The sequence below is a fragment of the Cryobacterium ruanii genome, from assembly GCF_004404055.1.
In the GTDB taxonomy this organism is placed as follows: domain Bacteria; phylum Actinomycetota; class Actinomycetes; order Actinomycetales; family Microbacteriaceae; genus Cryobacterium; species Cryobacterium ruanii.
This window is the reverse complement of sequence record NZ_SOHK01000015.1, coordinates 148,595-175,124: the sequence shown is the minus strand read 5'-3', so window position 1 is coordinate 175,124 and position 26,530 is coordinate 148,595. Positions and strand designations below refer to the sequence as shown.

Here is a 26,530-nt window from a genome sequence, read left to right as displayed (position 1 = left end):
TCGAAAGGCCTGCATGTTTGAGAAAATCCTCGTTGCCAACCGTGGAGAGATTGCGATCCGTGCCATGCGCGCGGCTTACGAGCTCGGAGCGAAGACTGTGGCGGTGTTCCCGTTCGAGGATCGCAACTCTTTGCACCGGTTGAAAGCGGATGAGGCGTACCAGATTGGTGAGGTGGGGCATCCGGTTCGCGCCTATCTGGATGTGAGTGAGATCATCCGCGTCGCGAAGGAGTGCGGCGCCGATGCCATCTATCCCGGGTACGGTTTTCTGTCGGAGAACCCGGAGCTCGCCGATGCGGCCGCGGCAGCCGGCATCACTTTCATCGGCCCGGGCGCCGATGTGCTCGAAATGGCCGGCAATAAGGTCACCGCGAAGGAACATGCCATCGCGGCCGGGGTTCCGGTTCTCAAGTCGACGCAACCGTCGACCGATGTGGACCTGCTGATCAGCCAGGCCGACGAGATCGGCTTTCCCATCTTCGCCAAGGCCGTCGCTGGCGGCGGCGGGCGCGGAATGCGGCGCGTTGCGAAGAAGAGCGAGCTGCGCGGCGCGCTCGAAGAAGCCATGCGCGAGGCCAACAGCGCCTTCGGCGACCCGACGATGTTCCTCGAAGCGGCCGTGCTGCGTCCCCGGCACATCGAGGTGCAGATCCTGGCGGATGCCTCCGGCGAGACCGTGCACCTGTTCGAGCGCGACTGCTCGGTGCAGCGTCGCCACCAGAAGGTCATCGAGATCGCCCCGGCACCAAACCTCAGCGATGAGATTCGGGTGCAGCTCTACGCCGACGCCATCAAGTTTGCCCGGTCCATCGGCTATGTCAACGCCGGTACGGTCGAGTTTCTACTCGACACCGTCGGCGAACGCGCTGGGCAGCCCGTGTTCATCGAGATGAACCCGCGCATCCAGGTGGAGCACACCGTCACCGAGGAGGTCACGGATGTCGACCTGGTGCAGGCGCAGATCCGCATCGCAGCGGGGGAGACCCTCGAGCAGATCGGCCTGACCCAGGGCGAGATCCGTCTGCGCGGTGCGGCCCTGCAGTGCCGCATCACGACCGAGGACCCCGCGGCCGGGTTCCGGCCCGACACCGGCAAGATCACCACGTATCGTTCGCCGGGCGGGGCGGGCATCCGTTTGGATGGTGGCACTGTGAACACGGGCGCGCAGATCAGCCCGCACTTCGACTCGATGCTCGCCAAGCTCACTTGCCGCGGCCGTGACTATGCGGCCGCCGTCGTGCGGTCCAAGCGGGCGCTGGCGGAGTTCCGCATTCGCGGTGTATCGACCAATATCTCCTTCCTGCAGGCGGTGCTCGACGACCCCGACTTCGCTGCCGGCGACCTGAGCACCTCCTTCATCGATGAGCGCCCCGAGCTGCTGCGCGGCCGGGAGTCCAAGGATCGCGGCACGAAGATTCTCAACTGGCTCGCTGAAGTTACCGTGAACCAGCCCAACGGGGTGCCGCCGACCACGGTGCACCCGCGGGACAAGCTGCCCCAGCTCGACCTGACCCAGCCGGCGCCGGATGGCTCGCGACAGAGGCTGCAGCTGCTCGGCCCGACCCGGTTCGCCGCCGACCTGCGCGCCCAAACCGCCCTGGCCGTCACGGACACGACCTTCAGGGATGCCCACCAGTCGCTGCTGGCGACGCGCGTGCGCACCAAGGACCTCGTCGCCGTCGCACCCTACGTGGCCCGCCTGACGCCGCAGTTGCTCTCGGTCGAGGCCTGGGGCGGCGCCACCTACGACGTCGCGCTGCGGTTTCTCGGCGAAGACCCGTGGGAGCGCCTCGCAGCGCTGCGCGAGGCCCTACCGAACATCAACCTGCAGATGCTGCTGCGCGGTCGAAACACCGTTGGCTACACCCCGTATCCGACCGAGGTGACCGATGCGTTCGTGCGTGAGGCGACCGATACCGGCGTGGACATCTTTCGCATCTTCGACGCCCTCAACGACGTGTCGCAGATGCGCCCGGCGATCGACGCGGTATTGAACACCGGCACCGCGCTGGCCGAGGTCGCCGTCTGCTACACCGGCGACCTACTCGACCCGGCCGAAAACCTCTACACCCTCGACTACTACCTGCGCCTGGCCGACCAGATCGTCGAAAGCGGCGCGCACGTCATCGGCATCAAGGACATGGCCGGGCTGCTCCGGCCGAGCGCCGCCGAAAAGCTCGTGGCCGCGTTCCGGGAACGATTCGATCTGCCCGTGCACGTGCACACCCATGACACCCCGGGAGGCCAGCTCGCCACGCTGCTCGCCGCGGCGCGCGCCGGCGCCGACGCCGTCGACGTGGCATCCGCTCCGATGGCCGGCACGACCAGCCAGCCGTCAGCATCCTCTCTCGTAGCCGCCCTCGCCCACACCGAACGCGACACCGGTATTTCGCTCAGGGCGACAACCGACCTCGAACCGTACTGGGAGGCCGTGCGCACCCTGTACAGCCCGTTCGAATCGGGCCTGTCCGCGCCAACCGGCCGGGTGTATTCACACGAGATCCCGGGCGGGCAGCTGTCCAACCTGCGCACCCAGGCCGTCGCCCTCGGCCTGGCCGACCACTTCGAACTGATCGAAGACATGTACACCGCCGCGAACACCATCCTCGGCCGGGTCCCCAAGGTGACCCCGTCGTCGAAGGTCGTCGGCGACCTCGCCCTCTACCTCGCCGCGGTGAAAGCCGACCCGGCCGATTTCGAGGCGAACCCCGGCAACTACGACGTGCCCGACTCCGTCATCGGGTTCATGGCCGGCGAGCTCGGCGACCTGCCCGGCGGCTGGCCCGAACCGTTCCGCACCAAGGTGCTTGCCGGACGCAGCGTGCGCGTCGGCGTGACCGAGATCACCGCGGGGGAGCGCGCCGCGCTTGATGCCGGCAGCATCGAGCGTCGCGCGATGCTCAACCAGCTGCTGTTTCCCGCGCCGACCCGCCAGTTCGAACAGGTCAAGGACACCTACGGCGATCTTTCCGTCATCGACACGGTCGACTACCTCTACGGCCTGCAGCAGGGCCAGGAACACGCCGTCGAAATTGCCAAGGGCGTGCGGCTCTACGTGGGCCTCGAAGCCATCGGCGAAGCCGACGACAAGGGCATGCGCACCGTCATGACCATCCTCAACGGCCAGCTGCGCCCGGTATTCGTGCGCGATACCAGCATCACCGTGCAGTCCAAAATCGCTGAGAAAGCGGATGCGAATCAGCCCGGCCAGATCGCCGCCCCCTTCTCCGGCGTGGTCACCCTGCAGGTTGAAGAAGGCGCCCAGGTCGAAGCGGGCCAAAGCGTCGCCTCGATCGAAGCCATGAAAATGGAAGCCGCCATCACCTCACCGATCGCCGGCGTCATCGAACGCGTCGCCATCCCGCTCACCCAGCAGGTCGATGCGGGCGATCTGCTCGTGGTGGTGCGTCCGCGCTAGGATTAGTGCCGTAATCGACCAGTTGAGGATGTACCGTGCCAGACAAACGTACTGACGACCAGAGTGCGCCCGCGCGACCGGTGTCGGCCGCCAAACGTGCCCGCGACGAGCGCGACACTGCCGACTTACACGGTGACAATTACCCCAGTGACAGTTACCACAGCGAATTACCGCCGCACACCATCGACAACCTCGCTGCCTCGCTGCCCGAGAGCCTGAGCGTGCCGATCGAGATGCCGGCCGGCCCCCGACGTTCGGTGGCGGCGCCCGGTCGCGCCGCCGCGGGCATCGGTAACGCGGGCATCGGTAACGCGGGCATCAGTGCCGCCGGTATCGGTGCTGCCGGTATCGGTGCCGTCGGTATCGGTGCTGCCGGTATCGGTGCCGCCAGCGTCACCTCCACCGCCCGGGTCGTGTCGACCCCGGCCACCCACACCGTAGAGATCAGCACGCCGCCGCCGGCCCGCGCAGCCGGTGCCAGTTCGGCTATTGAATCGCTCTCCCGAACGGATGCCGCGGTTCGGCGCGACCGCACCCACTCTGAGAGCACCGCCGCCCCCGAGTCGGCGTCCATGCTGACGTCGGACCGCCTGCTCGCGGTCAACCGCAAGACCCGTAAGGCGCCGCAGGGAGCCTGGCCCGAATTCGTTTACACGGTCACCCTGCACCTGGTCAACCTGGGCGACTCCGCCAAGGTGCAGGCGTACAAGCAGATGGACGAGCGCATCCGCCGCCAGTTTGAGGGCGGCACCCGGTTCGTGCCGATCCTCACCCGCAAGGGCGGCGTCGGTAAGACCACCGTCACGACGTTGCTCGGCATGGCCCTGGCCGATGCCCGCGACGACCGCATCATCGCCATCGACGCCAACCCCGACCGCGGCACCCTCTCCGAGCGGGTCAGCAAGCAAACCCGTTCGACCGTGCGCGACGTCGTCTCGAAAGCCGCCTCGATCGGCAACTTCACTGATTTCTCCTCGCTCGTCTCCCGCGATGAGACCCGACTCGACATCCTCGCTTCCGACACTGACCCATTGCTCTCCGAAGCGTTCGACGAAAACGACTACAACGTCGTCGCCGACCTCGCGGCTCGGTACTACTCGATCGCCCTCACCGACTGCGGCACCGGCATCGTGCACTCGGTCATGCGGGCCACCCTACAGCGCGCCGACTCCATCGTGATTGTCTCGGGCGGCAGTGTGGACGAGGCCCGCCTCGCCTCCGAGACCCTGACCTGGCTCGAAGCGAACGGCTACGGAGACCTCGTGCGCAATGCCATCGTCGCGCTCAACACCGCCACCCAGGGGACCAACCTGGTTCGGCTCGAAGAAATCGAGTCGCACTTTCGTTCACGGGTGCGCGAAATCGTGCGCATTCCCTACGACCCGCAGCTCGCCGCCGGCAGCGTCGTGTCGTACAAAGACCTCAAGCCGATCACTCGGCTGGCTGCACGCACGCTCGCCGAGCTCGTCGTCGAGGGCCTCCCCGCCGACCGCAACCTTTAGCCGGCCGCCTGCTCGCTCGTCGCTCACCACCCGCCATACCGAGGAGTCTCCCCGTGCCCGAACGCCAGATCCGTCTCTTCGGAGATCCGGTGCTCAAGACCGCCTCCGACCCCATCATCGGAATTGACGACCGGGTGCGCGGCCTCGTGCAGGACCTCGTCGACAGCGTGCGTCTGCCCGGTCGGGCCGGCGTCGCCGCCTCGCAGATCGGCGTCAACCTGCGGGCCTTCAGCTACAACGTCGAGGGCGTCGTCGGCTACATTCTCAATCCCATTGTCGTCGAACTGTCCGGCGAGCCTGCCCTCGTCGACGAGGGCTGCCTTTCCGTTCCTGGCCTCTGGTACCCCACCGAACGCTATCCGTTCGCCCGCGTCACCGGCATCGACCTCGACAACAATCCCATCGAACTCTCCGGCACCGGCATCATGGCCCAGGCCCTGCAACACGAAACCGATCACCTCGACGGCTTTCTCTACATCGACCGCCTGGATAAAGAAAACCGGCGGGCCGCGATGAAAGAGATCCGTGAGTCCACCTGGTTCTAGCCCCCATCCGGCCATCCTTCACCCCCCGGCCTGAATCCCTGAGCTTCTAGGGCCTGTGGTGCGGGCGAAGCCTCAAGCATGAGGGCACGGGCAAAATGCTTTGCTCGGGCCGAACCCACCGTATAGTGCAAGTCGGAGTCGGAGTCGGAGCCCCTCCGCCAAACTACTCGCGCAGTGAAATCCCCTCGGTAGCCGGCGCGTTCGAATACATCGCGTCGATCTCACCGGCGAAGTCCCGCAGAATGATATTGCGTTTGATGCTCATCTTCGGCGTCAGGTGCCCGCTGTCCTCGGTGAATTCAACCGCCAGCAGCGAGAACTTGCGAATCGACTCCGCCCGGGACACACCCTCGTTGGCGTGATCGACCGCGCGCTGAATTTCCGCGAGCACAGACTTATTGACGGATGCCTGCGCGAGCGTCATGCCGGCATCCTCCTGGTGGTTGTTCAGCCAGACCGGCAGCATGTCGGGGTCGAGGGTGATGAGTGCGCCGATGAAGGGCTTCTGGTCGCCCACGACGACGACCTGGCCGATCAGCAGATTGGCGCGGATGGGGTCTTCAAGCGCGGCCGGAGCCACATTCTTGCCGCCGGCCGTCACGATGATCTCCTTCTTGCGCCCGGTGATGGTGAGAAAACCGTCGGCGTCGAAATCGCCGATATCGCCGGTCTTCAACCAGCCCTCGTTGAAGGTCTCGGCGGTGGCCACCGGGTTCTTCCAGTATTCCTTGAAGACGTTGACGCCCTGGACCTCGATCTCTCCGTCATCCATCACGCGCACCGAGACGCCCGGCAATGGCGGGCCGACGGTGCCGATCTTGGCCCGGGTGGCGAGCCCCACTGTGGCCGGGGCGGTCGTCTCGGTCAGGCCGTAGCCCTCGAGAATGACGATGCCGAGGCTCTTGAAGAAGTGACCGAGGTGGGCGCCGAGCGGCGCCGAACCGGAGACCGCCCAGACTACCTTGCCGCCCATGGCGGCCCGCAGTTTGCTGTAGACGAGCTTGTCGAACAGCGCGAACTTGATCTTCATACCGAGCGGAATTGACGTTCCGTCCTGCACCAGCTTGGAGTGCTCGACTGCCACGTGGGCGGCCGCATCGAAGATTTTGCCCTTGCCGCCGGCGACGGCCTTCTGCTGGGCCGAGTTGTAGACCTTTTCGAACACACGAGGTACCGCGAGCAGAAAGGTCGGTTGAAAGCTGCCCAGTGCCGCGAGAAGGGTTTTGGTGTCGGCCTGGTGCCCCACGCGCACGCCGGCGTGCACGCACAACACCGAGATGAAACGTGCAAAGACGTGGGCGGTCGTGATGAACAGCAGGGTTGAGGCGCCCTCGGGGTGAACCAGCACTTCCCGGAGCGCAACGGCGGCGTTGCGGCTCGTTTCAAGGAAGTTCGCGTGGGTGAGCACGCAGCCCTTGGGCTTGCCGGTCGACCCGGAGGTGTAGATGAGGGTGGCCATGTCGTCACCGACGGCGAGGTTGCGGCGGCGTTCGATCTCGGCGTCGGTGACGTTGGCCCCCCCGGCGACGAGCTTGTCGAGGTCACCGAGATCGATCTGCCACACCGAACCAATGGAGGCCAGCTCCGGGTGGACCTCGTCGAACCGGGCGAAGTGGTCGGCGGTTTCGACGATGACTGCCAGGGCGCCGGAGTCGCCGAGGTTCCACTGCACCTGGCTCGGCGAGCTCGTCTCGTAGACGGGCACCAGAACGGCTCCGGCGAACCAGACGGCGAAGTCGATCAGGGTCCACTCGTAGCGGGTCTTGCAGATGAGTCCGATTTTGTCGCCGGGTTCGATGCCAGCGGCAACGAGGCCCTTGGCCAGCGCTACGACCTGAGCGTGGAACTCGCGTGTGGTGACGGGAAGCCACTGGCCGCCGCGCGGCAGCGAAAACAGGATAAGATCCGGAGTCGCGGCAAGGCGATCCATGAGCAAGTCGGTGATGTTGGCGCCAGGATCGGCGGGAACGACGGCGGGCATATCAAACTGTTTCACGGCAACTCCTTTGATACCGGCTGAACAATCAACTGCCCCTGCAACGAAATTTGTGCAGTGAGCGGGTGTTTCATGCAGCGGCTAACTGGTTTACTACACTCTAGATGGTGTCAGGCACTGCCGGCCGGTCCTCTCAGCCCACTATTCGATTGCCCCGAACGAAAGGTGCCCTTGTGCACGCCATAGGTATCGATATCGGGGGCACCAAGATTGCCGGAGCGCTCGTCGATGAGGCGGGCACCATCATCCGCTCTGATCGGCAGCCGACTACCCCGGGTAACCCGCGCGAGATCGAAGACACCGTCGTGGCCATGATTCTCAGCCTGGGCGAGGGGGAAGACGTCGTGGCGGCGGGGGTCGCCGCTGCCGGCTTTATCGATTCCGCACAGTCGACGGTGTACTACGCCCCGAACATCAGCTGGCGAAATGAGCCATTCCGGGACAAGCTCGAGGCCCGGATCGACCTGCCTATCATCATCGAAAACGACGCGAATGCTGCCGGCTGGGCAGAATTTCGGTATGGCGCCGGGCGGGCGTACACCGATATGGTCACCCTCACCATCGGCACCGGTGTCGGCGGGGCGATCGTGACCAACAACGCACTGTTTCGCGGCGGCTTCGGCGCCGGAGCCGAGTTGGGCCACCTGCGCGTGGTGCCCGACGGGCTGCCGTGCGGCTGCGGCGCTCACGGATGCCTGGAGCAGTACGGATCCGGTAGGGCGCTGTTGCGCATCGCCAACGAGTTCGCGGACGCCGGCGGCATCGGACTCGGGCTGGCCGGCGTCCGCGCGCGGCGCGGCAAGCTCACCGGCAAAGACGTGGGACGGCTGATCGAGGACGGGGATGGCGGCGCCCGCGCTGCACTGCGCCAGCTGGGCGGTGCCCTCGGGCAGGCCTGCGCGAGCCTCGGTGCGGTGCTCGACCCTCAGGTGTTCGTGTTCGGCGGGGGCGTGGCCGCGGCGGGCGACCTGTTGCTCGAACCGATTCGGGCGGCTTATCTCGAATACCTGCCGGCGCGAGGCTACCATCCGGAAGCGGAGTTCGCGATCGCCCAGTTCGTCAATGATGCCGGGGTCGTGGGCGCAGCCGACCTGGCCCGGCTGCACGCGGTGCGCTGAGCGGATGCCGTGCGCGGCATCCGGTGGAATGGGACGGGCGGACTAAGCTTTCGTAGTCGGATAAAGGAGTGCGAATGTTCTATTGGATCATGAAGAACATCGTCATCGGCCCGCTGTTGCTCTCGCTGTTTCGACCGTGGATCATCGGCCTGGAGAATATTCCCAAGACGGGCCCGGTCATTCTGGCCAGCAACCACCTGTCGTTCATCGATTCGGTCTTTCTGCCGCTGGTCGTGCCGCGCCGGGTGGCCTTTCTGGCTAAGAGTGACTATTTCACCGGAAAGGGCTTGAAAGGGTGGGCGACGCGACAATTCCTCACCGCCGCCGGGCAGCTGCCCATCGACCGGTCGGGCGGTAAGGCCTCGGAGGATTCCCTCAACACCGGCCTGCGGGTGCTCGGTGAGGGTCGCATTCTCGGTATCTACCCCGAGGGCACCCGCAGCCCGGACGCCCGTCTGTATCGCGGTCGCACCGGAGTAGCGCGCATGGTGTTGGAATCGGGCGTGACGGTCATTCCTGTGGCCATGATCGATACCGAGAAGGCCATGCCGACCGGCACCAGGATTCCGCAGGTGCGGCGCATCGGCATTGTCATCGGCAAACCGCTCGACTTCACCCGGTTCGAGGGAATGGAAGGTGACCGGTTCGTGCTGCGCAGCGTCACCGACGAGCTCATGTATGAGCTGCAGCGGCTGAGCACGCAGGAATACGTCGACGTCTACGCCTCGTCCGTGAAAGAGAAGCGGGCCAGCCTTTCGCGCTAGGCTGAAAGAAGTGCTGTCTGCGCGTTCAGCGCGGCGCACCTCATCCATTTCAGGCCGTTACGAGTTCTACGGTCCAGCAGAGAAAACAGGAATCATCCCGTGGTAGACCCCACCGAGCCCATCGTTGCCGCAGAAGCCTCTGTCATCACGGGCCTGGACCACTGGCGCACCCTTGCGATCAAGCAGCAGCCCACCTGGCCCGACGCGGCGAAGGTGGCCGCGGCATCCGCTGAACTGGCGACCCAGCCGCCGCTGGTCTTCGCCGGTGAGGTCGACATTCTGCGCGACCGGCTCGCCCAGGCCGCTGGCGGAGCTGGTTTTCTGCTGCAGGGCGGCGACTGCGCGGAGACCTTCAGCGGTGCAACGGCCGATCAGATCCGCAACCGCGTGAAAACCGTGCTGCAGATGGCCGTCGTGCTCACCTACGGTGCGTCGATGCCCGTGATCAAAATGGGGCGGATGGCCGGCCAGTTCGCCAAGCCCCGCTCGAGCGACTTCGAGACCCGCGGCGACATCACCCTGCCCGCTTACCGCGGTGACATCGTCAACGGCTACCCATTCACCGCCGAGTCACGCGCGGCGGACCCCGACCGGCTGGTCAAGGCTTACCACACGTCTGCTTCGACCCTCAATCTGATTCGTGCCTTCACGCAGGGTGGCTTCGCCGACCTGCGCCAGGTGCACAGCTGGAACCAGGGCTTCGCCGCCAACCCGGCGAACCAGCAGTACGAGAAGGTGGCCAAGGAGATCGACCGGGCGATCAAGTTCATGATCGCTTGCGGCGCCGACTTCGAGGCCATGCGCCGCACCGAGTTCTACACCAGCCATGAGGGGCTGCTGATGGACTACGAGCGCCCGATGACCCGCATCGATTCACGCACCGGAACGCCGTACAACACCTCGGCACACTTCATCTGGATCGGCGAACGCACCCGCGACCTCGACGGTGCCCACGTGGACTTCCTGTCACGGGTGCGCAACCCGATCGGCGTCAAGCTCGGGCCGACCACCTCGGCCGACGACATGCTGCGTCTCGTCGACAAGCTCGACCCGAACCGCGAACCGGGCCGCCTGACCTTCATCACCCGCATGGGGGCCGGCAAGGTGCGCGACGCCCTACCGCCGCTGCTCGAGGCCATCAAGGCCAGTGAAGCGACGCCGCTCTGGGTCACCGACCCGATGCACGGCAACGGCGTCACCACACCGACCGGCTACAAGACGCGCCGGTTCGACGACGTCGTCGACGAGGTCAAGGGCTTCTTCGAGGCGCATCGCGCCGTGGGAACGCATCCGGGTGGAATCCACGTCGAGCTCACCGGCGACGACGTCACCGAATGCCTCGGTGGTTCGGAGCACATCGACGAGGCTGCCCTGGCGACCCGTTACGAGTCGCTCTGCGACCCGCGCCTGAACCACATGCAGTCACTCGAACTCGCTTTCCTGGTGGCAGAGGAGCTCGCCGCCCGCTAGCGTCTCTCTGCACGGGGCCCGGGCCCACTGTCGTCAGGTGGGCCCGGAACAAAGCGGATGCGCTCGATTCGTTGCTGCCGCGCCGAGCGGTCCCGGGGCGGGCCGCGTCGGAGCAAACTCAGTTGCTTTCGCACCGCAGCAATGTTCCTGCCATGGGTCTGCGAGTTCCGCGCCTGCGCTCCGAGTCCCTGCGACGCCCTCAGGTCATCGTCTAAAGGAAGACCGAACGTAGGGGCTGACTAACCGAACGGATTAGTCGGCTTGAGCGATATCGTGCTGCCCTTGGGCAATGACGTGCCAGCCGCCGGATCCGTCGACGCTACTTGGATAAGCGACGAGTAGAGCGGTGCATCCGCGCCCGGGTTGTAGGTAAGTTTGAAGCCGAGCGCGGTCAGGGCGTCTTTGCCGTCGCTCCAGGACATGCCGACGACATTGGGCACGATGACGGGCTCGGGGCCGCGTGAGATGACCAAGGTGACGGTGGCCCCCTCGCGAATGGTGCCCTCTGGCACCTGCGCGGTGATGACGTCGCCCTCGTCGACCGTGTCGCTGTAGGTCTGCTCGCCCGAGACCACGAGCAGGTTCTTGCCGACCAGAATGTCTGTGGCCGCGGCCACCGTCTTGCCGTCGACGTTCGGGATGGAGCCGAGCGACACTACGAGATTCACGGTCAGGCCTTCGAAATATTCGCCGCCGGCCGAGACGTCGGCACCGTCGGACTGCTTGCTGGCCGACACGACCGAGCCCGCGGGTACGTTGCCGTTGAAGGTCGGGTCAATACTGCCGACCACCGCATTCAGATCGGTGATGGCAGCGGATGCCGTCTCCTGCGGCAAACCAGCCAGGGCAGGCAGCGTGATGGGCTGCAGGCCCTGGGAGACGATGATCGTGACCGTGCTGTCCTGCGATACGCGGCTGCCGGCATCCGGATCGGTGCCGATGACGAGTCCCTCGGCGATCGTGGCGCTGAAGGCACCGCCCAGCTCGGGGATCAGACCCAGCTCGGTCAGCTGGGATGATGCGGTCTCGGGGGAGGCCGAGGCGAAGTCGGGCACGGACACGTCAGACCCTGGGCCGGAACCGAAATACCAACCGGTACCGCCGAGGGCCGCCGCAATGAGAATGACCAGGGCGAAGAGCCAGAAGCCGCGGCGCTTGCGTTTGTCGGCCTTCTCACTCAGGAGGTCACCACTGTTGGGTGGGCCGACCGGGCCGGTACCAAGCGGGTGGATGCCCAGCAGGGTCGCGGCGGGAGGTTTGGAGGGCGCGAGCTTGGCGCCGAGAACCTGTGTTTCGGCATCCGCTCCGGCGTTGACGCCGGTGCGCAGGCTCGCGGGCAGCACCATGGTGGACTGCAGCGCGAGCTCTTGGGTGCCGCTGCGCACGAGCGCGCTGACGTCGTGCAGCTGGTCGAGCATGACCCGGGCGTCCCGGGGACGGTCTTCGGGGTCGCGGGCGGTGGCCCAGAGCACGAGTTCGTCGAATTCGCGGGGAATGGAGGCGACCTTGGTGCTCGGCATCGGCACGGTGTCGTTGGCGTGCTGGTAGGCGATCTGCATCGGAGCCTCGCCCACGTAGGGCTGCTCGCCCGTGAGCATTTCGAAGGTCATGATGCCGAGCGCATAGATGTCGCTGCGCGCATCCGCGATGCCGCGGGTCACGAGCTCGGGGGAGAGGTACGCGATGGTGCCGAGCAGGGCCTGGCCGGTCGCCGTGTTGTTGTTGACCGCGCGGGCCAGGCCGAAGTCGCTGATCTTGATGCGGCCGTCGTCGGCGAGCAGCACGTTCTCGGGCTTGACATCGCGGTGCACGATGCCGGCCTTGTGGGCGGCGGCGAGCCCGCTGAGTATGGCTTCGAGTATGTCGAGCGTCTGTTCGGGGGTGAGTCGGCCGTAGTCCTTGAGCAGGTCGCGCAGCGTGATGCCTGGCAAGTATTCCATGACGAGGTAGGCCATGTCGGCGTCCTGGCCCTGGTCGAACACGTTCACAACGTTGGGGTGAGCGAGCCGTGCAGCCGATCGAGCCTCCTGGATGAAGCGGATCTTGAACGCGCTGTCATCGGCGAGGTGGCCATGCATGATCTTGATCGCGACCCGGCGTTCGAGCCGCAGATCGGTGGCGAGGTAGACCGTGGCCATACCACCGCGCGCGATGCGGGATCGCACTTGATACCGGCCGTCGATTAGACGGCCGATCATCGGGTCGGTCGAGGGAACGCTCACTTCTTGATTCTACGGAATTCGGTGGCGGCTCCGGCGCGCGGCGCGCGAAAACCGTCCCGGCCGGGGGTCAGGCTCGTGGCCAGCTAGCCGATTTGGCTGAGCCATGCGCGCGCCGACGTTTCCCACTTGGCGTAGTAGTCGGGGTAGGCCGAAATCTGCACGGCCTGCGCCGCCTGAGTTACCGTCATAGACTCCCAGCCGGCAATGTCGAGCAGGCCGCGGGTCACGTCTGGGTTCGGATTGCTCGTGCCGCCGAAGAAAGCGAGGCTGGCCCGCACCGGGTCCATGACCTGCTCCGGGGTGCCCCAGCCCGCGCCCGGGCGCTGCTGGAACAGACCGAGGGAATCCCGGTCGCCATAGTCGACGTTGCGCAGCCCCGATTCCTGGGCTGCTGCGGCCAGCGCCACGACGAGACCGGCATCGCCCACGCCGGCGCCACGCCCGACCGTCACGATCGTCTGGGCGTTCAGGCGCATTTCTGCTGACATCGGGGTGACGATACCGGCCGTGGCCACCGTGATCGGGGCGGCAGCTGCCGAAACGGATGTCGGTGGCGCAGTGACCGGCAGGGTCAGAACCTGTCCGGGGTAGATGATGCTCGACCATCCGAGGCCATTGGCGTCGAGCACGGACTGCACGCTCACCCCGGCCGCGTTGGCCACCGCGGTGATGGTCTCACCGTACGCGATCGTGTGGCTCGTCGCTGCGGGCACCGCGGCCACCGGCGTGACATACGCGGCCGACTCCATTGCGGTCGTCGCGGTGAGAAGAACAACCTGGCCGGGGAAGATAACGCTGCTCCCGCTCAATCCGTTGGCGCCGAGAACATCGGCGGTCTTCAGCCCATTGGCGGCCGCGATACCGCTGATGGTGTCCCCGCTTTGTACGACGTAGTTCGTCGAAGCGGATGCCGCCGGCACTGCCGCGGCAGTGGCCGGCGGCGCCTGGGTCAGGGTTAAAACCTGGCCCGCAAAGATCAGGGCCCGTGAATCGAGACCGTTCAGCGCCAGCACGGCCGCCGTCGACAGGCCAAACCGCGCGGCGATGCCGCTCACGGTGTCGCCGTCCACGACCGCGTACTGGGCCGGTGCAACCTGCACGGCGGTGATCGCGACCGTCGACAGAACTGGAGCAGTTTCGGCGAGCTTCGATTTGAGTGGTTTCTTCGCCAAAGCATGGGCCTGCGCGGGCGCCGCCAAATTGAGGCTGATCGCGAGGGTGCCCACCAGCACGATGGGCACGGTCAGCAATGCCGGTCGCGAACGCAGGTTGCTAGGCTTCTTCGCCCGCGGTTTCGCAGCAGCAGCAGCAGCGCCAACATCAGCACGAGCACCAGAAAGAGCGGCCGCGCCAGCAGCGGTCGCATTGCGTCCGGCGGCGGCACCTGGCGCATCCATCGTTTTCATCTTGTTCTTGGTCGACATGGTGCTCCGTTCATTACGCGCACACGGCCGATCGATACGTCTATTTCGTACAGCATCGGGTCACGTGCAGCAATCCCCACTGCGAGGTTTTCACAATTATGAAAGGGAGTCAATTGAACGAGCAGTGCGAATTGGCACTGATCAAGACAAAAAGCGGCCAGAGGTTTTGCCGCGGCCCCAAATCATGGGAAGCTGAACGGGTGAGCGACGTGTCTTCAGAGCCCGAGTGGCTGACTATCCCTGCCCTTGTTAACCTGCTCGGACTGAGCCAGAGCCGCGTGCGGCACCTGATCGACGACAAGTACCTGCTGGCCATCCGGCGAGACAACATCGTATCGGTTCCATCTCTGTTTCTGCGTGACGGAGCTCCGGTGCCCGAACTCCGCGGCACCCTGTTCGTGCTGGCCGACGACGGCTTCACCGACATGCAGGCCATGACCTGGCTGCTCGAGGTCGACGACAGCCTTGGTGTTGCCCCGATCGAGGCTCTCCGCTCCGGACGCAAGGCCGAAGTTCGTCGGGTCGCCCAAGCCCTCGCCTGATACGTCGAGGCCCAACCGGTACTGGCGCCCAAGAGCAAGTACCCGTTAGAACGCCCGGCGCGTCGCCCTATCGGTCAGGTCCAGCAGCTTCTGCCGGGCTGCGACGCCAATCGGAGCGGTCTGCAGCGCTGCCAGCGCCACGGCCACCTGCGATTCGATGAGCGCCTCCACCCGCTCGACGGCACCGCTGGCGCTGATGAGCTGCTGCATGGCATGAATCTGCCCGGCATCGAGCGTGGGGTCACCGAGCTGGGCATCGAGCGATGCTCGGTCGGTTTGGTTCAGGCGTTCCCGCGCCAACGCGATCAACACCGTGCGTTTACCCTCGGTCAAATCGTCACCGCTCGGTTTGCCGGTGACGGCGGCGTCACCGAACACCCCGAGCAGGTCGTCGCGCAGCTGGAACGCCATACCGAGCGGCAGACCGAATGCACGCAGCGAGCCCAACTGGGCGGTCGAGGCGCCGGCCAGCGCTGCCCCGATCACGAGCGGGGCCTGAACGCTGTATTTGGCCGACTTGAAGACGATCACCCGCAGGGCCCGATCGAGCAGTTCAGCTTCCGGCTGGGCCAGCCAGGCGCGCTCCTCCAAAATATCGAGGTACTGACCGGCCGTGACCTCGGTGCGCATGTGGTTGAATTCGAGCCGGGCCCGCCGGGCCGCGGCTCTATCGGGAATCTCATAGAGTCCCTCATCGAGCAGCTCGTCGCTCCAGCCGAGTAGCAGGTCGCCGAGCAGAATCGCGGACGCCCGACCGAACGAGACGGGATCACCAGCCCAGCCCTCACGTTGGTGCAAACTTTCGAACAGTTTGTGCGCGCTGGACGTACCGCGCCGGGTGTCTGAATTGTCTATGATGTCGTCGTGCACGAGCGCGGCCGCATGAAAAATTTCCAGCGCACCAGCCGCCGAAACAATCGCCGCCAACCCGACCGGTGTTGGTGCCACGGCAGCGGATGCTGCACCCTCGCCGGGCGGCGCTATCACCGGTTCGGGCGCTTCCGGAGGGCCAGATTCCGGGCCGGAATCCGGCGATAGAACGCTCAGCGCACCCCAATAACAAAACTGTGCCCGAAAGCGTTTTCCACCGCTGAGAAACTGCCGTGAGTAGTCGATCAGAGGCGTCAAATCCGAGCTGATCAGGGTCACAATTGGTTCGCGGGACAAGAGGTATTCGTCAATGCGAGATTGAACCAGCTCGACCAGGCGTTTGCTTTGAGGCACTCGTATAGCCTAGCCATCGCGGCGGGGTTAGAATTAGCTCGTTAGATCTAAATGGTTCGAACTCGCCCGGTTTGAATTTTTCAGCCCACCCGCTCGATCCCGTAACTGGAGGGAATGAGATGCCGCTTTCGGAACAGGAGCAGCGACTCCTTGAAGAGATGGAGCGCAGTCTCTATCACAACGATGCCGACTTTGTCGCCAGCGTCGGGGCGTCAAGGCTTCGCCCAAACTACCGTTCCATCGCGGTCGGCGTATTGCTCGCCGTCGCTGGCATTGTCGCCCTCATTGCGGGAGTCGCCATCGCTCAGCTGTGGCTCGGAATCCTCGGCTTCATCGTCATGTTCGGCGGAGTGCTCATCGCCGTGACGCCCGGCAAGGGTATTCGTTCCGTTCCCGGTCCGTCGTCTCCCGGTCGCCGTCCAGCCCAGGCCAAGTCCGACCAAGGCTTCATGGACCGTCTCAACGACCGCTGGGACCGCCGGCAGGACGGCCAGTAGCTCGAACGAAAACGAGCCCGATTCGTCCACTGGGCGCCCATAACTCAACACGTACGCCCGCGCAGCAGTGAATTGCAGCATTGCGGTAGTCCCACAGGGGCCGATCATCCGATCGGCCCTTTTTTTATGCCCAGAACGGGGTCAAAGGTATCCATTCTTGCGAAATAGCTCTCTTTTCCTCCACTGGTAATCCGTATTGATTTCGGGCTGTTATGACGACTAATTGATGAATTAGCCGCTAAAACTTAGATTAGTGGTTGAAGGTGGAGTAAAGTGGAGCAACACCTGAATCTGGCCGGAAGAAAGGGGTGACGCGTGTTCCTTGGCACCTACGCCCCCCGGCTCGACGAAAAGGGTCGCATCATTCTTCCCGCGAAGTTTCGGGACGAACTCTCCACCGGCGTGGTGATGACGCGGGGGCAGGAACACTGCATTTACGTATTCAGCACCCGCGAATTCGAAACACTGCACGACAAGATCCGCCAGGCGCCCGTCACGAGCAAGCAAGCTCGCGACTACCTCCGGGTGTTCCTGTCTGGCGCCAGTTCCGAAACGCCGGACAAACAAAACCGTGTCACCATCCCCGGCAACCTGCGCAGTTATGCGGGGCTCGACCGGGAACTGACCGTCATCGGTGCTGGCAGCCGAGTCGAGATTTGGGACAGCGAGGCGTGGGCCACTTACCTCGCCGAGCAGGAAACCTCGTACGCCAACACGACGGAGGAGGTGATTCCGGGACTCTTCTAGCCCCTGGTGCCTGACTCCCAGCCGTTTTTGCCCTGACACACTTCCCCGGTGCCAGGACGGAATGGAGGGGAATCAGGCCTCACGGACTCGCCCGGCACTATGGTCAGCAACGAAATCCACACCCCGGTACTGCTCGAACGCTGCGTCGAACTGCTCGCACCCGCGCTCGAACGGCCCGGCGCCGTGCTCGTCGACGCGACACTCGGCATGGGCGGGCACGCCGAAGCCATACTGTCGCGTTTCCCCGATCTCGTTCTCGTGGGCCTCGACCGCGACACCGAAGCCCTCGCCATTGCCGAGGACCGCCTCAAAGGCTTCGGTGACCGGGTGCATCTCGTGCACACCGTCTACGACGGCATCGGAACGGCCCTCGACGGCCTCGGCATCACCGAGGTCGCCGGCGTTTTGTTCGACCTCGGTGTCTCCTCGTTGCAGATCGACCGCGTCGAACGCGGCTTCTCCTACTCCAAGGATGCCCCGCTCGATATGCGCATGGACGGCACTGCGGGCCTGACCGCCGAGAGTATCCTCGCCGATTACAGCGAGCGCGACCTCAAGCGCATCTTTCAGGACTACGGCGAGGAGAAACTCTCCGCCCGCTACGCCAAAGCCATCGTCGAAGCTCGGGAGACGACTCCCTTCGTGCGGTCAGCACAGCTCGTCGACGTGATCACCAAGGCCACCCCGGTCGCCATCCAGCGCCTCGGTCACCCGGCCAAGCGGGTGTTCCAGGCGCTGCGCATCGAGGTCAACCAGGAACTGGCGGTGCTCGAACGCGCCATTCCCACCGCGCTCGACCGGGTGGCTGTCGGCGGTCGCATCGTCGTCATGGCCTACCAGTCATTGGAAGACCGCATCGTCAAGCGTGCCCTCGCCGCGGCGTCCGGTTCCACCGCTCCCGCCGGACTCCCGGTGGAACTGCCCGAACACAAGCCGCTGTTCACCCTGTTGGTGCGCGGTGCAGAACTGGCCTCCGACGACGAAAAGGCACTCAACCCCCGCGCAACGCCGGTTCGGCTGCGCGCCGCTGAACGACTGAGAAGGGCCGCCGAATGAGCGACAACCTGGCACGCGTGTCGGTATCCATTGGGCAGGGGTCGATCGGCCGCGAACCGTTTGAAACCCCGGCACCCGATCGTCACGGGTTTCGCCTGGTCGCGCCGGCCCCGAGCCGCCGAGGCCGCCCACGCATCTTCTACGCTCTCACCGCGGTGGCCGGCATGGCCGCCATCATCGTCGCCCAGCTGCTGCTGAGCGTCGGCATTTCCCAGGGTGCCTATGAAATCTCGAGCCTGCAGTCGAGCCGGGCTGAGCTCGGCCGCACGGCCGCCAGCGTGAGTGAAGACCTCGTGCGGGTGTCCTCCCCGCAAAGCCTCGCTGCCAATGCCGAGGGGCTCGGCATGGTCAGCAATTCCAACCCCGTTTACCTGCGCTTGTCCGACGGCGCTGTTCTGGGCGCTCCGGCCTCGGCGTCGGGTTCGCAGGCCGGAGCGGCCAGCCTCGTCCCCAACGCCCTGCTGACCGGCAGCACACTGTTGTCGCAGCTTCCGGACGACGTGGTGGCGCCGAGCGGTGCCGTGACGATCACAAGCGCTCCGGTGGTTCCTGCGGGACTCGCTGCGCCCACTACCCGATAGTTTCGTCGAGTCGACCATGATGGGCAGATGAGAGTGCGCAACAACAGTGCCCGAAAAGCTGGAGTCCGACCCAACCCGACCAATTCCCCCTCCAACCGTCGACGCACGTTTTTTACCGTCGCCATGCTGTTCGCCGTGATCGGTCTGTTCCTGGTGCGGCTCGTCGATATCCAGGTGGTGCAAGCCGATTCGCTCACCGCCGACTCCGTGGGAAACCGCTCGGTCGGCCAGGTCGTCTACGGCTCACGGGGTGAGATCGTCGACACCAACGGCGTCGTGCTGGCCGGAACGGTCATGCGCTACAACATCACCATGTCCCCGGTGAACGCGACGCCCTTCAAACGCACCGTCGACGGTAAAAAGGTCGAAATCTCGGTGGCTGAGGCTGCCGCCGAAATCGGCGCGGCGACGGGCCAGACCGGCGACGCCATCCTGCTGACCATCTCGAACGCCCTCGAAGCCAACAGCAAGGCCAACTTCGCGTACATCGCCCAGAAAGTCGACGTCGACGTGCTGCGCGCCGTACAAGACCTGCAGATTCCCTGGACCTACTCGGAAAACAGCCCGAGCCGGGTGTACCCGAACGGGGCCGTCGCCGGCAACATGCTCGGCTACCTGTCGGGGGAAGGGGTGCCTCAGGCCGGCCTGGAATCCGGAGAGGACGCCTGCCTGGCATCGACCAACGGATCGGAAACCTACGAAAAGGGTGCCGACGGCGTGCGCATCCCCGGCAGCAGCGTCACGAGCACCGAGGCCGTCGATGGCGGCGACGTTGTCACCACCATCGACTCCGATCTCAACTGGTTCGTGCAGCAGACCCTCGCAGCGCGGGCGCAGGAGACCGGGGCCGCGTGGGCGACGGCGGTCGTGCAGGATGCCAAGACTGGCAAGCTCCTCGCCGTCGCCGACTATCCCTCGGTCGACCCGAACAACGTCGGCGGAACAAAGAACCCGGAAGATCGCGGCTCCCGTGCCTTCACTGAATCCTTCGAACCGGGATCGACGTTCAAAGCGCTCACCGCGGCATCCGTTCTCGATGCCGGCGTCGCCACGCTCGACAGTGGTGTCGTCGCGCCGTACCGCTACCTGCCGTCTAACGGCGCCAACATCAATGACAGTCACTCGCATCCCGACCAGAACATGACCATGACCGGTGTGCTGATCGACTCCAGCAACACCGGCATGTCCAAGTTCGGGGAGATGCTCACCGATCAGCAGCGCTATGGCTATATGAAGGCGTTTGGCGTGGGCACAGCCACCGAAACCGGGTTCCCGCGCGAAGACGGCGGAATCCTGCACCCCGCCGACGAGTGGGACAACCAGACCAGCTATGCGACCATGTTCGGGCAAGGCCTGACCACGACCGCACTGCAGGTTTCGAGCATCTACCAGACCATCGCGAACGACGGCGTGCGCATGCCGGTGCAGCTGGTGGAAGGCTGCCGCCAGGCCGACGGCACCCTGACCAACGTGCCCGATGCGACCGGCAGTAGGGTGCTGTCGGAAAGCGCGGCGAAGGACACGAGCGACGTGCTCGAGATGGTCTACCAGAAAAGCTGGGTATCGAGCAAGTGGAACATCCCGGGCTACCGTGTCGCGGCCAAGACGGGCACCGCTCAGATGCCCGACGGCAACGGCGGATACTCTGACGGGTATCTGGTCTCGGTGTCGGGCTTCGCCCCGGCCGACGATGCGCAGTATGTCGTCTCCGTCAGCATCGCCGACCCTGTTAAACTAAATACGTCTGCCGCACCGGCTCCGGTCTTCCAGGAGATCATGAGCCAGGTGTTGAAAAAGTACCGGGCGGTTCCCTCCGGCGCGACTGCGCCTGACCTTCCCTCCACTTGGTAAGAAAGCGAGCCCTGCGTGTCTGAATTGGCGCCAACGGCTCTCCGTCCCGAGCACCCCGTTCCGCGGTCGTTGTCGGGATTGGTTGCCGAATTTGATCTGGATCTACGTGGAGACATCGACGGTCTCGAAGTCACCGGAGTGAGCCTGAGCTCGCGCACGGTGCAACCGGGTGACCTCTATGTCGGCGTTCCCGGCCAGCACCTGCACGGCGCCACTTTCGCCGCAGCGGCCGCCGAAGCCGGTGCCGTGGCCATCCTGACCGACGAGGCCGGAGTGCTGCTCGCCGCAGCCAGCGGTCTGCCGGTGCTCGTGACACCGGATGCCCGCGCGGCGCTTGGCGCCGTCGCCGCCTGGATCTACCGCACCGCGGACAACCCGGCGACCCTGTTCGCCGTCACCGGCACGAACGGCAAGACCAGCGTTGTCTACCTGCTCTTCGGCATCCTGAACCAGCTCGGCGTCGTGTCCGGGCTGACCTCCACCGCCGAACGCCGCATCGGCGACCTCGCTGTCACGAGTGCGCTCACAACTCCGGAAGCCAGTGAACTGCATGCCCTGCTGGCCCGCATGAACGAGGCGGAGGTGCGCGCCGTTGGCATCGAGGTGTCAGCGCAGGCCCTCAGCCGATACCGGGTCGACGGGCTTGTCTTCGACGTTGCCGCGTTCACCAACCTCAGCCACGATCACCTCGACGACTACGCGGCGATGGACGACTATTTCCAAGCGAAGCTCGAGCTGTTCCAGCCCGACCGGTCGCACCGCGGCGTCGTCACCGTCGACACCGAGTGGGGTCGCCGGCTCGCCGACGAATGTCGCATCCCGGTGACGACCATCACCAACCAAGCTGACGTCGACGCCGACTGGCGCATGACCGTGGTCGGGGAATCTGCCAGCCACACCGAATTCGTGCTGGACGGCCCCGACGGCCGCCGCCTGCACACCCGGGTGCCGCTGCTCGGCTGGTACATGGCTGCCAACGCGGCCCTGGCCATCGTTATGCTGGTCGAGAGCGGATTCGACCTCGACGCGATCGCGCACACGCTCGGCCGCGACGGTGGCATCGTCGCCTTCATTCCCGGGCGCGCCGAACGCATCTCCGGCGACCGAGGCCCGCTCGTGTACATCGACTACGGTCACAGCCCCGACGCTTTCCTCAATACGCTCGCGGCCCTGCGAAAATTCACGCCCGGCAAACTGATCATGCTGTTCGGCGCCGACGGCGACCGCGACACCACGAAACGTGCCGATATGGGCAGGATCGCCGCCCAGGGCAGCGATATCGTAGTTGTGACGGACTTTCACCCACGATTCGAAGATGCCCCGAGCATTCGCGCGGTACTGCTGAAGGCAGCGCGCGACGCCGTGCCAAACGGCGAGTTCTACGAGGTGGCGAACCCGCCCGCGGCATTCCGCACGGCGTTGTCACTCGCACACGAAGGAGACACCATTCTGTACGCCGGCCCAGGGCACGAGGATTACCACGAGGTACAAGGCGTGAAATTTCCGTACTCGGCCCGGGATGACTCCCGCCAGGCGCTGCGCGACGCGGGGTGGCTCTAAATGATCGCCCTCTCCCTGGCCGACGTGAGCCAGGCCGTCGACGGTGCGCTCCACCTCGGGGTCGGCGCTACGATCACCGACGTCGTCGAGGGTTCGGTCCAGACCGACTCCCGGCTGATCGAACCCGGCTCCATTTTCGTCGCCAAGCCCGGAGCGGTGACCGACGGGCACCTGTTCGCGCCCCTCGCCGCCGAACGTGGTGCAACCCTGCTCATCGTGGAACGGCTCCTCGACCTGCCGGTCACTCAGATCGTCGTAGCCGACGCCGTCGCAGCGCTCGGAGACCTGGCCGGGGCCGTCGTAGCCCGGGTGCGCGCCGCCGGCGGGCTCAGAATTGTGGGCGTCACCGGGTCCAACGGCAAGACAACCACCAAGAACCTGCTGCGCAGCATGCTCGAACGCGTCGGACCCACCGTCGCCCCGCGCGGCTCCTTCAACAACCAGGTCGGCGCGCCGATGACGATGCTCGAGGTGACCGTCGATACCCGGTTCCTTGTGATCGAGATGGGGGCCAGCAGCGAGGGCGCCATCGCGCACCTCGTGCGCCTCGCCCGCCCCGACGTCGGCATCGTGCTCACCATCGGCCTCGCCCACGCCGGCGAGTTCGGCGACCTCGACGCCACCGTGCGGGCCAAATCCGAGATGGTCACCGACCTGCTCGAAACGGATGTCGCGGTGCTCAACGCAGACGACCCGCGCGTCGCTCAGATGGCCGCGCTCACTCCGGCCCGTGTCGTGCGATTCGGAGAATATGGCCAGGTCGACGTGCGGGCGAGCGCCGTGCTCTCCGGCCGCACGGGAACGACCTTCACCCTGCACCTCGCGAGCGGGCAGAGCGCTACGGTCGTATTCCCGGTGCTCGGTGAGCACCACGTCATGAACGCCCTCGCCGCGGCCTCCGCCGCCGAGGTGCTCGGAGTGGCCATCGACGACATCGTCGCCGCGCTCGAAGCGACCACGCGGGCCGAACGCTGGCGCATGGAAGTGCTCGGCGGCAAGGACGATGTCACCGTTATCAATGACGCCTACAACGCGAGCCCCGACTCGATGAGCGCCGCGCTCAAGACCCTCGCCCAGATCGGCACTCCCGGGCGGCGTACCATCGCGGTGCTCGGCGAGATGGCCGAACTCGGTGAACTGGCCGGTGAGGAGCACGATCGCATCGGCCTGCTCGCCGTGCGCCTGAACATCTCCCAGATAATCGTGGTGGGCAAGGCGGCCCGCCGCATGCACATCAGCACCATCAACGAGGGATCGTGGGACGGTGAATCGGCCTATGTGGACACGCCGGACGAAGCCTTCGAACTGCTTCGCAGCAGCGTGAATCCGGGGGACACGGTACTGGTGAAATCATCCAACTCCGCGGGTCTACGATTCCTCGGCGATCGACTGGGAGACTTGTTCTCGTGAGAGTCCTCCTGCTGTCCGGCGCGTTCTCCCTCGCGTTCACCCTGTTCCTGACGCCGCTGTTCATTCGATTGTTCAAGAAGTTCGGCTGGGGCCAGTTCATTCGCGACGACGGCCCCAAAAGTCACCATGCCAAGCGCGGCACCGCCACCATGGGCGGCATCATCATCATTCTGGGCGTGCTGATCAGCTATTTCACCGCCATGCTGATCGAACAACGACCGTTCACGCCGTCGCCCCTGCTCGTCTTGTTCATGATGGTCGGCCTCGGGCTCGTCGGTTTTCTCGACGACTTTCTCAAGACCCGCAACCAGCGCAGCCTCGGCCTCGGCGGCTGGTCCAAGGTGCTCGGGCAGGTCATCGTCGCCGGCGCCTTCGGCATCATGTCGCTGCAATTCGTCGACCGCAACGGTCAGACTCCCGCCTCGACCAGCGTGTCGTTCATTCGGGATCTACCGCTCGACTTCATGAAACTCGGCACCGTCATCGGCATCGCCGTGTTCCTGCTCTGGATCTGCCTGATCGTCGCTGCAACCTCGAACGGCGTCAACGTCGCCGACGGGCTCGACGGCCTCGCCACCGGGGCATCCATTTTCGCGATCGGATCCTTCGTCGTGATCGGCTTCTGGCAATCCAACCAAAGCTGCTTCGGGGGAGCGGATGCCGCCGACCAGTACAAGTGCTACCTCGGCCCCGACTCCTTCGACCTCGCCATCGTCGCGGCGACCATCGTCGGCGGCCTGATCGGGTTTCTCTGGTGGAACACCTCGCCGGCGAAGATCTTCCTCGGCGACACCGGCTCCCTCGCCCTCGGCGGCGCGCTGGCCGCCCTCGCCATCCTCAGCCGCACCGAACTGCTCCTCGTGCTCATCGGCGGCCTGTTCGTGATGGAAGCCGGATCGGTGATCGTGCAGCGCGCCTACTTCAAAATCACCCACGGTAAACGCATCTTCCTGATGAGTCCGATCCACCATCATTTCGAGCTCAAGGGCTGGGCCGAAGTCACCGTCGTCGTGCGGTTCTGGATCATCGGCGGCCTACTTGTCGCGGCGGGCGTCGGCTCGTTCTATCTTGAATGGCTGTCACGCTAGTGCGCTTTGACGATGGCACGAACGACCGCCTAAATCATCTCACCAGCTGGCACGCCGACTGGAAGAGCCTGCGCGTTGCCGTGCTCGGCCTCGGCGTGACCGGTTTCGCCGCCGCCGACACGCTCGCCGAACTCGGCGCCGACGTGCTTGTGCTGGCGTCACCCGGCGCCGACGAACGATTCGACCTGCTCACGGTGCTCGGAGTGCCGTTCGTGCAGGCTGACCTGCGCGAAGTGCCTCTGGAGCTGGCGGCGCAGCATCCGGAATTGATCATCGTCTCGCCCGGCTTCCACCCCGACCACCCGCTGCTCATGTGGGCGAGCGATCACGACGTGCCCGTCTGGGGTGACATTGAACTGGCCTGGCGGCTGCGGGACAAGGTCGGCGTGCCCGCCGAGTGGATGCTCGTAACCGGCACGAACGGTAAGACCACCACCGTGCAGCTCACCGCAACCATGCTTGCCGCCCACGGCAGCCGCGTCGCCCCCTGTGGCAACATCGGAGTGCCGGTGCTCGACGCCATCCGCGATCCCGCCGGCTGGGACGTACTCGTCGTCGAACTCTCGAGCTACCAGCTGCACCACCTGCCGCAGAGCGGCCCCGGCGCCCTTCGGCCCTGGGCGAGTCTGTGCCTCAACATCGCCGACGATCATCTGGATTGGCACGGGTCGGCCGCCGCCTATCGCGCCGCCAAGGCGAAGGTGTACCTGAACACCGCGGTCGCCTGCGTCTACAACACAGCGGATGCCGCGACGCTCGCGATGGTGCAGGAGGCCGACGTGCAGGAAGGCGCCCGCGCGATCGGTGTCGGCCTCGGCGTTCCCGGACCGAGCGAACTGGGCATCGTCGACGGCATCGTCTGCGACCGGGCCTTTCTTGAGGACCGGTTCGAACGCGCCCTCGAACTCACCACCGTGCCGCACCTCGTCGCGGCCGGCCTCGGCGCCCCGCACGTGATCATGGACGTGCTCGCCGCGAGCGCCCTCGCCCGGTCGTACGGCGCCCTGCCGGCCACCATCCACACGGCGCTCGAAACCTTCCACCTTGACGCGCACCGCATCGAGACCGTGGCCATCGGCGACGGCGTGGAATGGGTCGACGATTCCAAGGCCACCAACCCGCACGCCGCCGACGCCTCCCTGGCCGCGTACGAGTCGGTGGTCTGGCTGGTTGGCGGGCTGCTCAAGGGGGTCGATATCGACCAGCTCGTGCACAAGCACGTCGGTCGCCTGCGCGGGGCGATCATTATCGGCGTCGATCGCCTGGCATTACGCGAGGCATTCGCGCGACACGCCCCCGACCTGACCGTGTTCGAGATCGACCCGGACGACACTGGAGCCAATGGCACTGGACAGGTGATGACTCGGGCGGTGCGGCTCGCCGCCGAACTCGCTCGGGCCGGCGACACGGTACTGCTCGCACCGGCCGCGGCATCCATGGACCAGTTCGAGAGCTACGCCGAACGCGGCCGGCTCTTCAATCAGGCAGTACACGACCTTCTAGGCAGGTGACGCG

20 protein-coding genes are annotated in these 26,530 nt (G+C 65.5%); 16 read left to right on the top strand and 4 right to left on the bottom strand.

Translation table 11 applies throughout. The annotated features are described in order from the left end of the window. Positions 1-13: 13 nt before the first annotated feature. From E3T47_RS10420 to E3T47_RS10405, 3 genes are read left to right on the top strand one after another with little or no spacing between them, the layout of a single operon-like run. Positions 14-3,418 (top strand): pyruvate carboxylase, encoded by a 3,405-nt coding sequence (locus E3T47_RS10420; RefSeq protein WP_134555999.1) that lies wholly within the window; start codon positions 14-16, stop codon positions 3,416-3,418. Positions 3,419-3,453: 35 nt separating this feature from the next. Beyond that, positions 3,454-4,920: a MinD/ParA family ATP-binding protein gene (locus E3T47_RS16420; protein WP_241982165.1), complete on the top strand. Its 1,467-nt coding sequence runs from the start codon at positions 3,454-3,456 to the stop codon at positions 4,918-4,920. A gap of 53 nt (positions 4,921-4,973) precedes the next feature. Then, complete coding sequence (locus E3T47_RS10405) at positions 4,974-5,465, top strand: peptide deformylase (RefSeq protein WP_134555997.1); 492 nt, start codon at positions 4,974-4,976, stop codon at positions 5,463-5,465. Positions 5,466-5,628: 163 nt separating this feature from the next. Here the strand turns inward: E3T47_RS10405 and E3T47_RS10400 are convergent, their stop codons facing one another. After that, on the bottom strand, positions 5,629-7,461 hold the full coding sequence (locus E3T47_RS10400) for an AMP-dependent synthetase/ligase (protein WP_134555996.1): 1,833 nt from the start codon (positions 7,459-7,461) through the stop codon (positions 5,629-5,631). A gap of 173 nt (positions 7,462-7,634) precedes the next feature. Between E3T47_RS10400 and E3T47_RS10395 the strand changes: the two genes are divergently transcribed. From E3T47_RS10395 to E3T47_RS10385, 3 genes are all read left to right on the top strand, one after another. Further along, positions 7,635-8,579, top strand: coding sequence for an ROK family glucokinase (locus tag E3T47_RS10395; RefSeq protein WP_134556204.1), 945 nt, complete (start codon positions 7,635-7,637; stop codon positions 8,577-8,579). Positions 8,580-8,653: 74 nt separating this feature from the next. Next, positions 8,654-9,343, top strand: a complete 690-nt coding sequence (locus E3T47_RS10390; protein ID WP_134555995.1) for a lysophospholipid acyltransferase family protein — start codon at positions 8,654-8,656, stop codon at positions 9,341-9,343. A gap of 99 nt (positions 9,344-9,442) precedes the next feature. After that, the gene (locus E3T47_RS10385; protein ID WP_134555994.1) at positions 9,443-10,813 is read left to right on the top strand and encodes a class II 3-deoxy-7-phosphoheptulonate synthase; all 1,371 of its coding nucleotides are present in this window, start codon (positions 9,443-9,445) and stop codon (positions 10,811-10,813) included. A 239-nt stretch (positions 10,814-11,052) separates the two neighbouring features. Here the strand turns inward: E3T47_RS10385 and pknB are convergent, their stop codons facing one another. Both pknB and E3T47_RS10375 read right to left on the bottom strand, forming a co-directional pair. Then, a complete protein-coding gene (pknB, locus tag E3T47_RS10380; RefSeq protein WP_134555993.1) occupies positions 11,053-13,035 on the bottom strand; it encodes a Stk1 family PASTA domain-containing Ser/Thr kinase in 1,983 nt (660 codons plus the stop codon). Positions 13,036-13,118: 83 nt separating this feature from the next. After that, on the bottom strand, positions 13,119-14,459 hold the full coding sequence (locus E3T47_RS10375; RefSeq protein WP_241982163.1) for a LysM peptidoglycan-binding domain-containing protein: 1,341 nt from the start codon (positions 14,457-14,459) through the stop codon (positions 13,119-13,121). Positions 14,460-14,668: 209 nt separating this feature from the next. Between E3T47_RS10375 and E3T47_RS10370 the strand changes: the two genes are divergently transcribed. Continuing rightward, positions 14,669-15,001, top strand: coding sequence for an Rv2175c family DNA-binding protein (locus E3T47_RS10370; protein WP_422386486.1), 333 nt, complete (start codon positions 14,669-14,671; stop codon positions 14,999-15,001). 45 nt (positions 15,002-15,046) lie between these two features. On the opposite strand, the gene E3T47_RS10365 is transcribed toward E3T47_RS10370, so the two are convergent. Next, entirely contained in the window at positions 15,047-16,225 is a 1,179-nt protein-coding gene (locus E3T47_RS10365) for a polyprenyl synthetase family protein (RefSeq protein WP_134555991.1), read from the bottom strand. A gap of 119 nt (positions 16,226-16,344) precedes the next feature. Here E3T47_RS10365 and E3T47_RS10360 point away from each other — a divergent pair, with 119 nt between their 5' ends. From E3T47_RS10360 to murD, 9 genes are all read left to right on the top strand, one after another. Continuing rightward, the gene (locus E3T47_RS10360) at positions 16,345-16,722 is read left to right on the top strand and encodes a DUF3040 domain-containing protein (protein ID WP_134555990.1); all 378 of its coding nucleotides are present in this window, start codon (positions 16,345-16,347) and stop codon (positions 16,720-16,722) included. A 315-nt stretch (positions 16,723-17,037) separates the two neighbouring features. Then, positions 17,038-17,469 carry a division/cell wall cluster transcriptional repressor MraZ gene (gene mraZ, locus E3T47_RS10355; RefSeq protein ID WP_092110083.1) on the top strand — a complete coding sequence of 144 codons (432 nt, stop codon included), beginning with the start codon at positions 17,038-17,040 and terminating at the stop codon, positions 17,467-17,469. 99 nt (positions 17,470-17,568) lie between these two features. After that, positions 17,569-18,525: a 16S rRNA (cytosine(1402)-N(4))-methyltransferase RsmH gene (rsmH, locus tag E3T47_RS10350; RefSeq protein ID WP_134555989.1), complete on the top strand. Its 957-nt coding sequence runs from the start codon at positions 17,569-17,571 to the stop codon at positions 18,523-18,525. After that, complete coding sequence (gene ftsL, locus E3T47_RS10345) at positions 18,522-19,106, top strand: cell division protein FtsL (protein ID WP_134555988.1); 585 nt, start codon at positions 18,522-18,524, stop codon at positions 19,104-19,106. The genes rsmH and ftsL overlap by 4 nt, the downstream gene beginning before the upstream one ends. 27 nt (positions 19,107-19,133) lie before the next feature. Then, complete coding sequence (locus E3T47_RS10340; RefSeq protein WP_134555987.1) at positions 19,134-20,957, top strand: peptidoglycan D,D-transpeptidase FtsI family protein; 1,824 nt, start codon at positions 19,134-19,136, stop codon at positions 20,955-20,957. A 15-nt stretch (positions 20,958-20,972) separates the two neighbouring features. Further along, positions 20,973-22,517: a Mur ligase family protein gene (locus E3T47_RS10335; protein ID WP_134555986.1), complete on the top strand. Its 1,545-nt coding sequence runs from the start codon at positions 20,973-20,975 to the stop codon at positions 22,515-22,517. Continuing rightward, positions 22,518-23,927, top strand: coding sequence for a UDP-N-acetylmuramoyl-tripeptide--D-alanyl-D-alanine ligase (locus tag E3T47_RS10330; protein WP_134555985.1), 1,410 nt, complete (start codon positions 22,518-22,520; stop codon positions 23,925-23,927). Beyond that, on the top strand, positions 23,924-25,015 hold the full coding sequence (gene mraY / locus E3T47_RS10325) for a phospho-N-acetylmuramoyl-pentapeptide-transferase (RefSeq protein WP_134555984.1): 1,092 nt from the start codon (positions 23,924-23,926) through the stop codon (positions 25,013-25,015). Before E3T47_RS10330 ends, mraY begins: the two co-directional genes overlap by 4 nt. Further along, positions 25,000-26,526, top strand: coding sequence for a UDP-N-acetylmuramoyl-L-alanine--D-glutamate ligase (gene murD / locus E3T47_RS10320; RefSeq protein WP_134555983.1), 1,527 nt, complete (start codon positions 25,000-25,002; stop codon positions 26,524-26,526). The genes mraY and murD overlap by 16 nt, the downstream gene beginning before the upstream one ends. Positions 26,527-26,530: the final 4 nt, after the last annotated feature.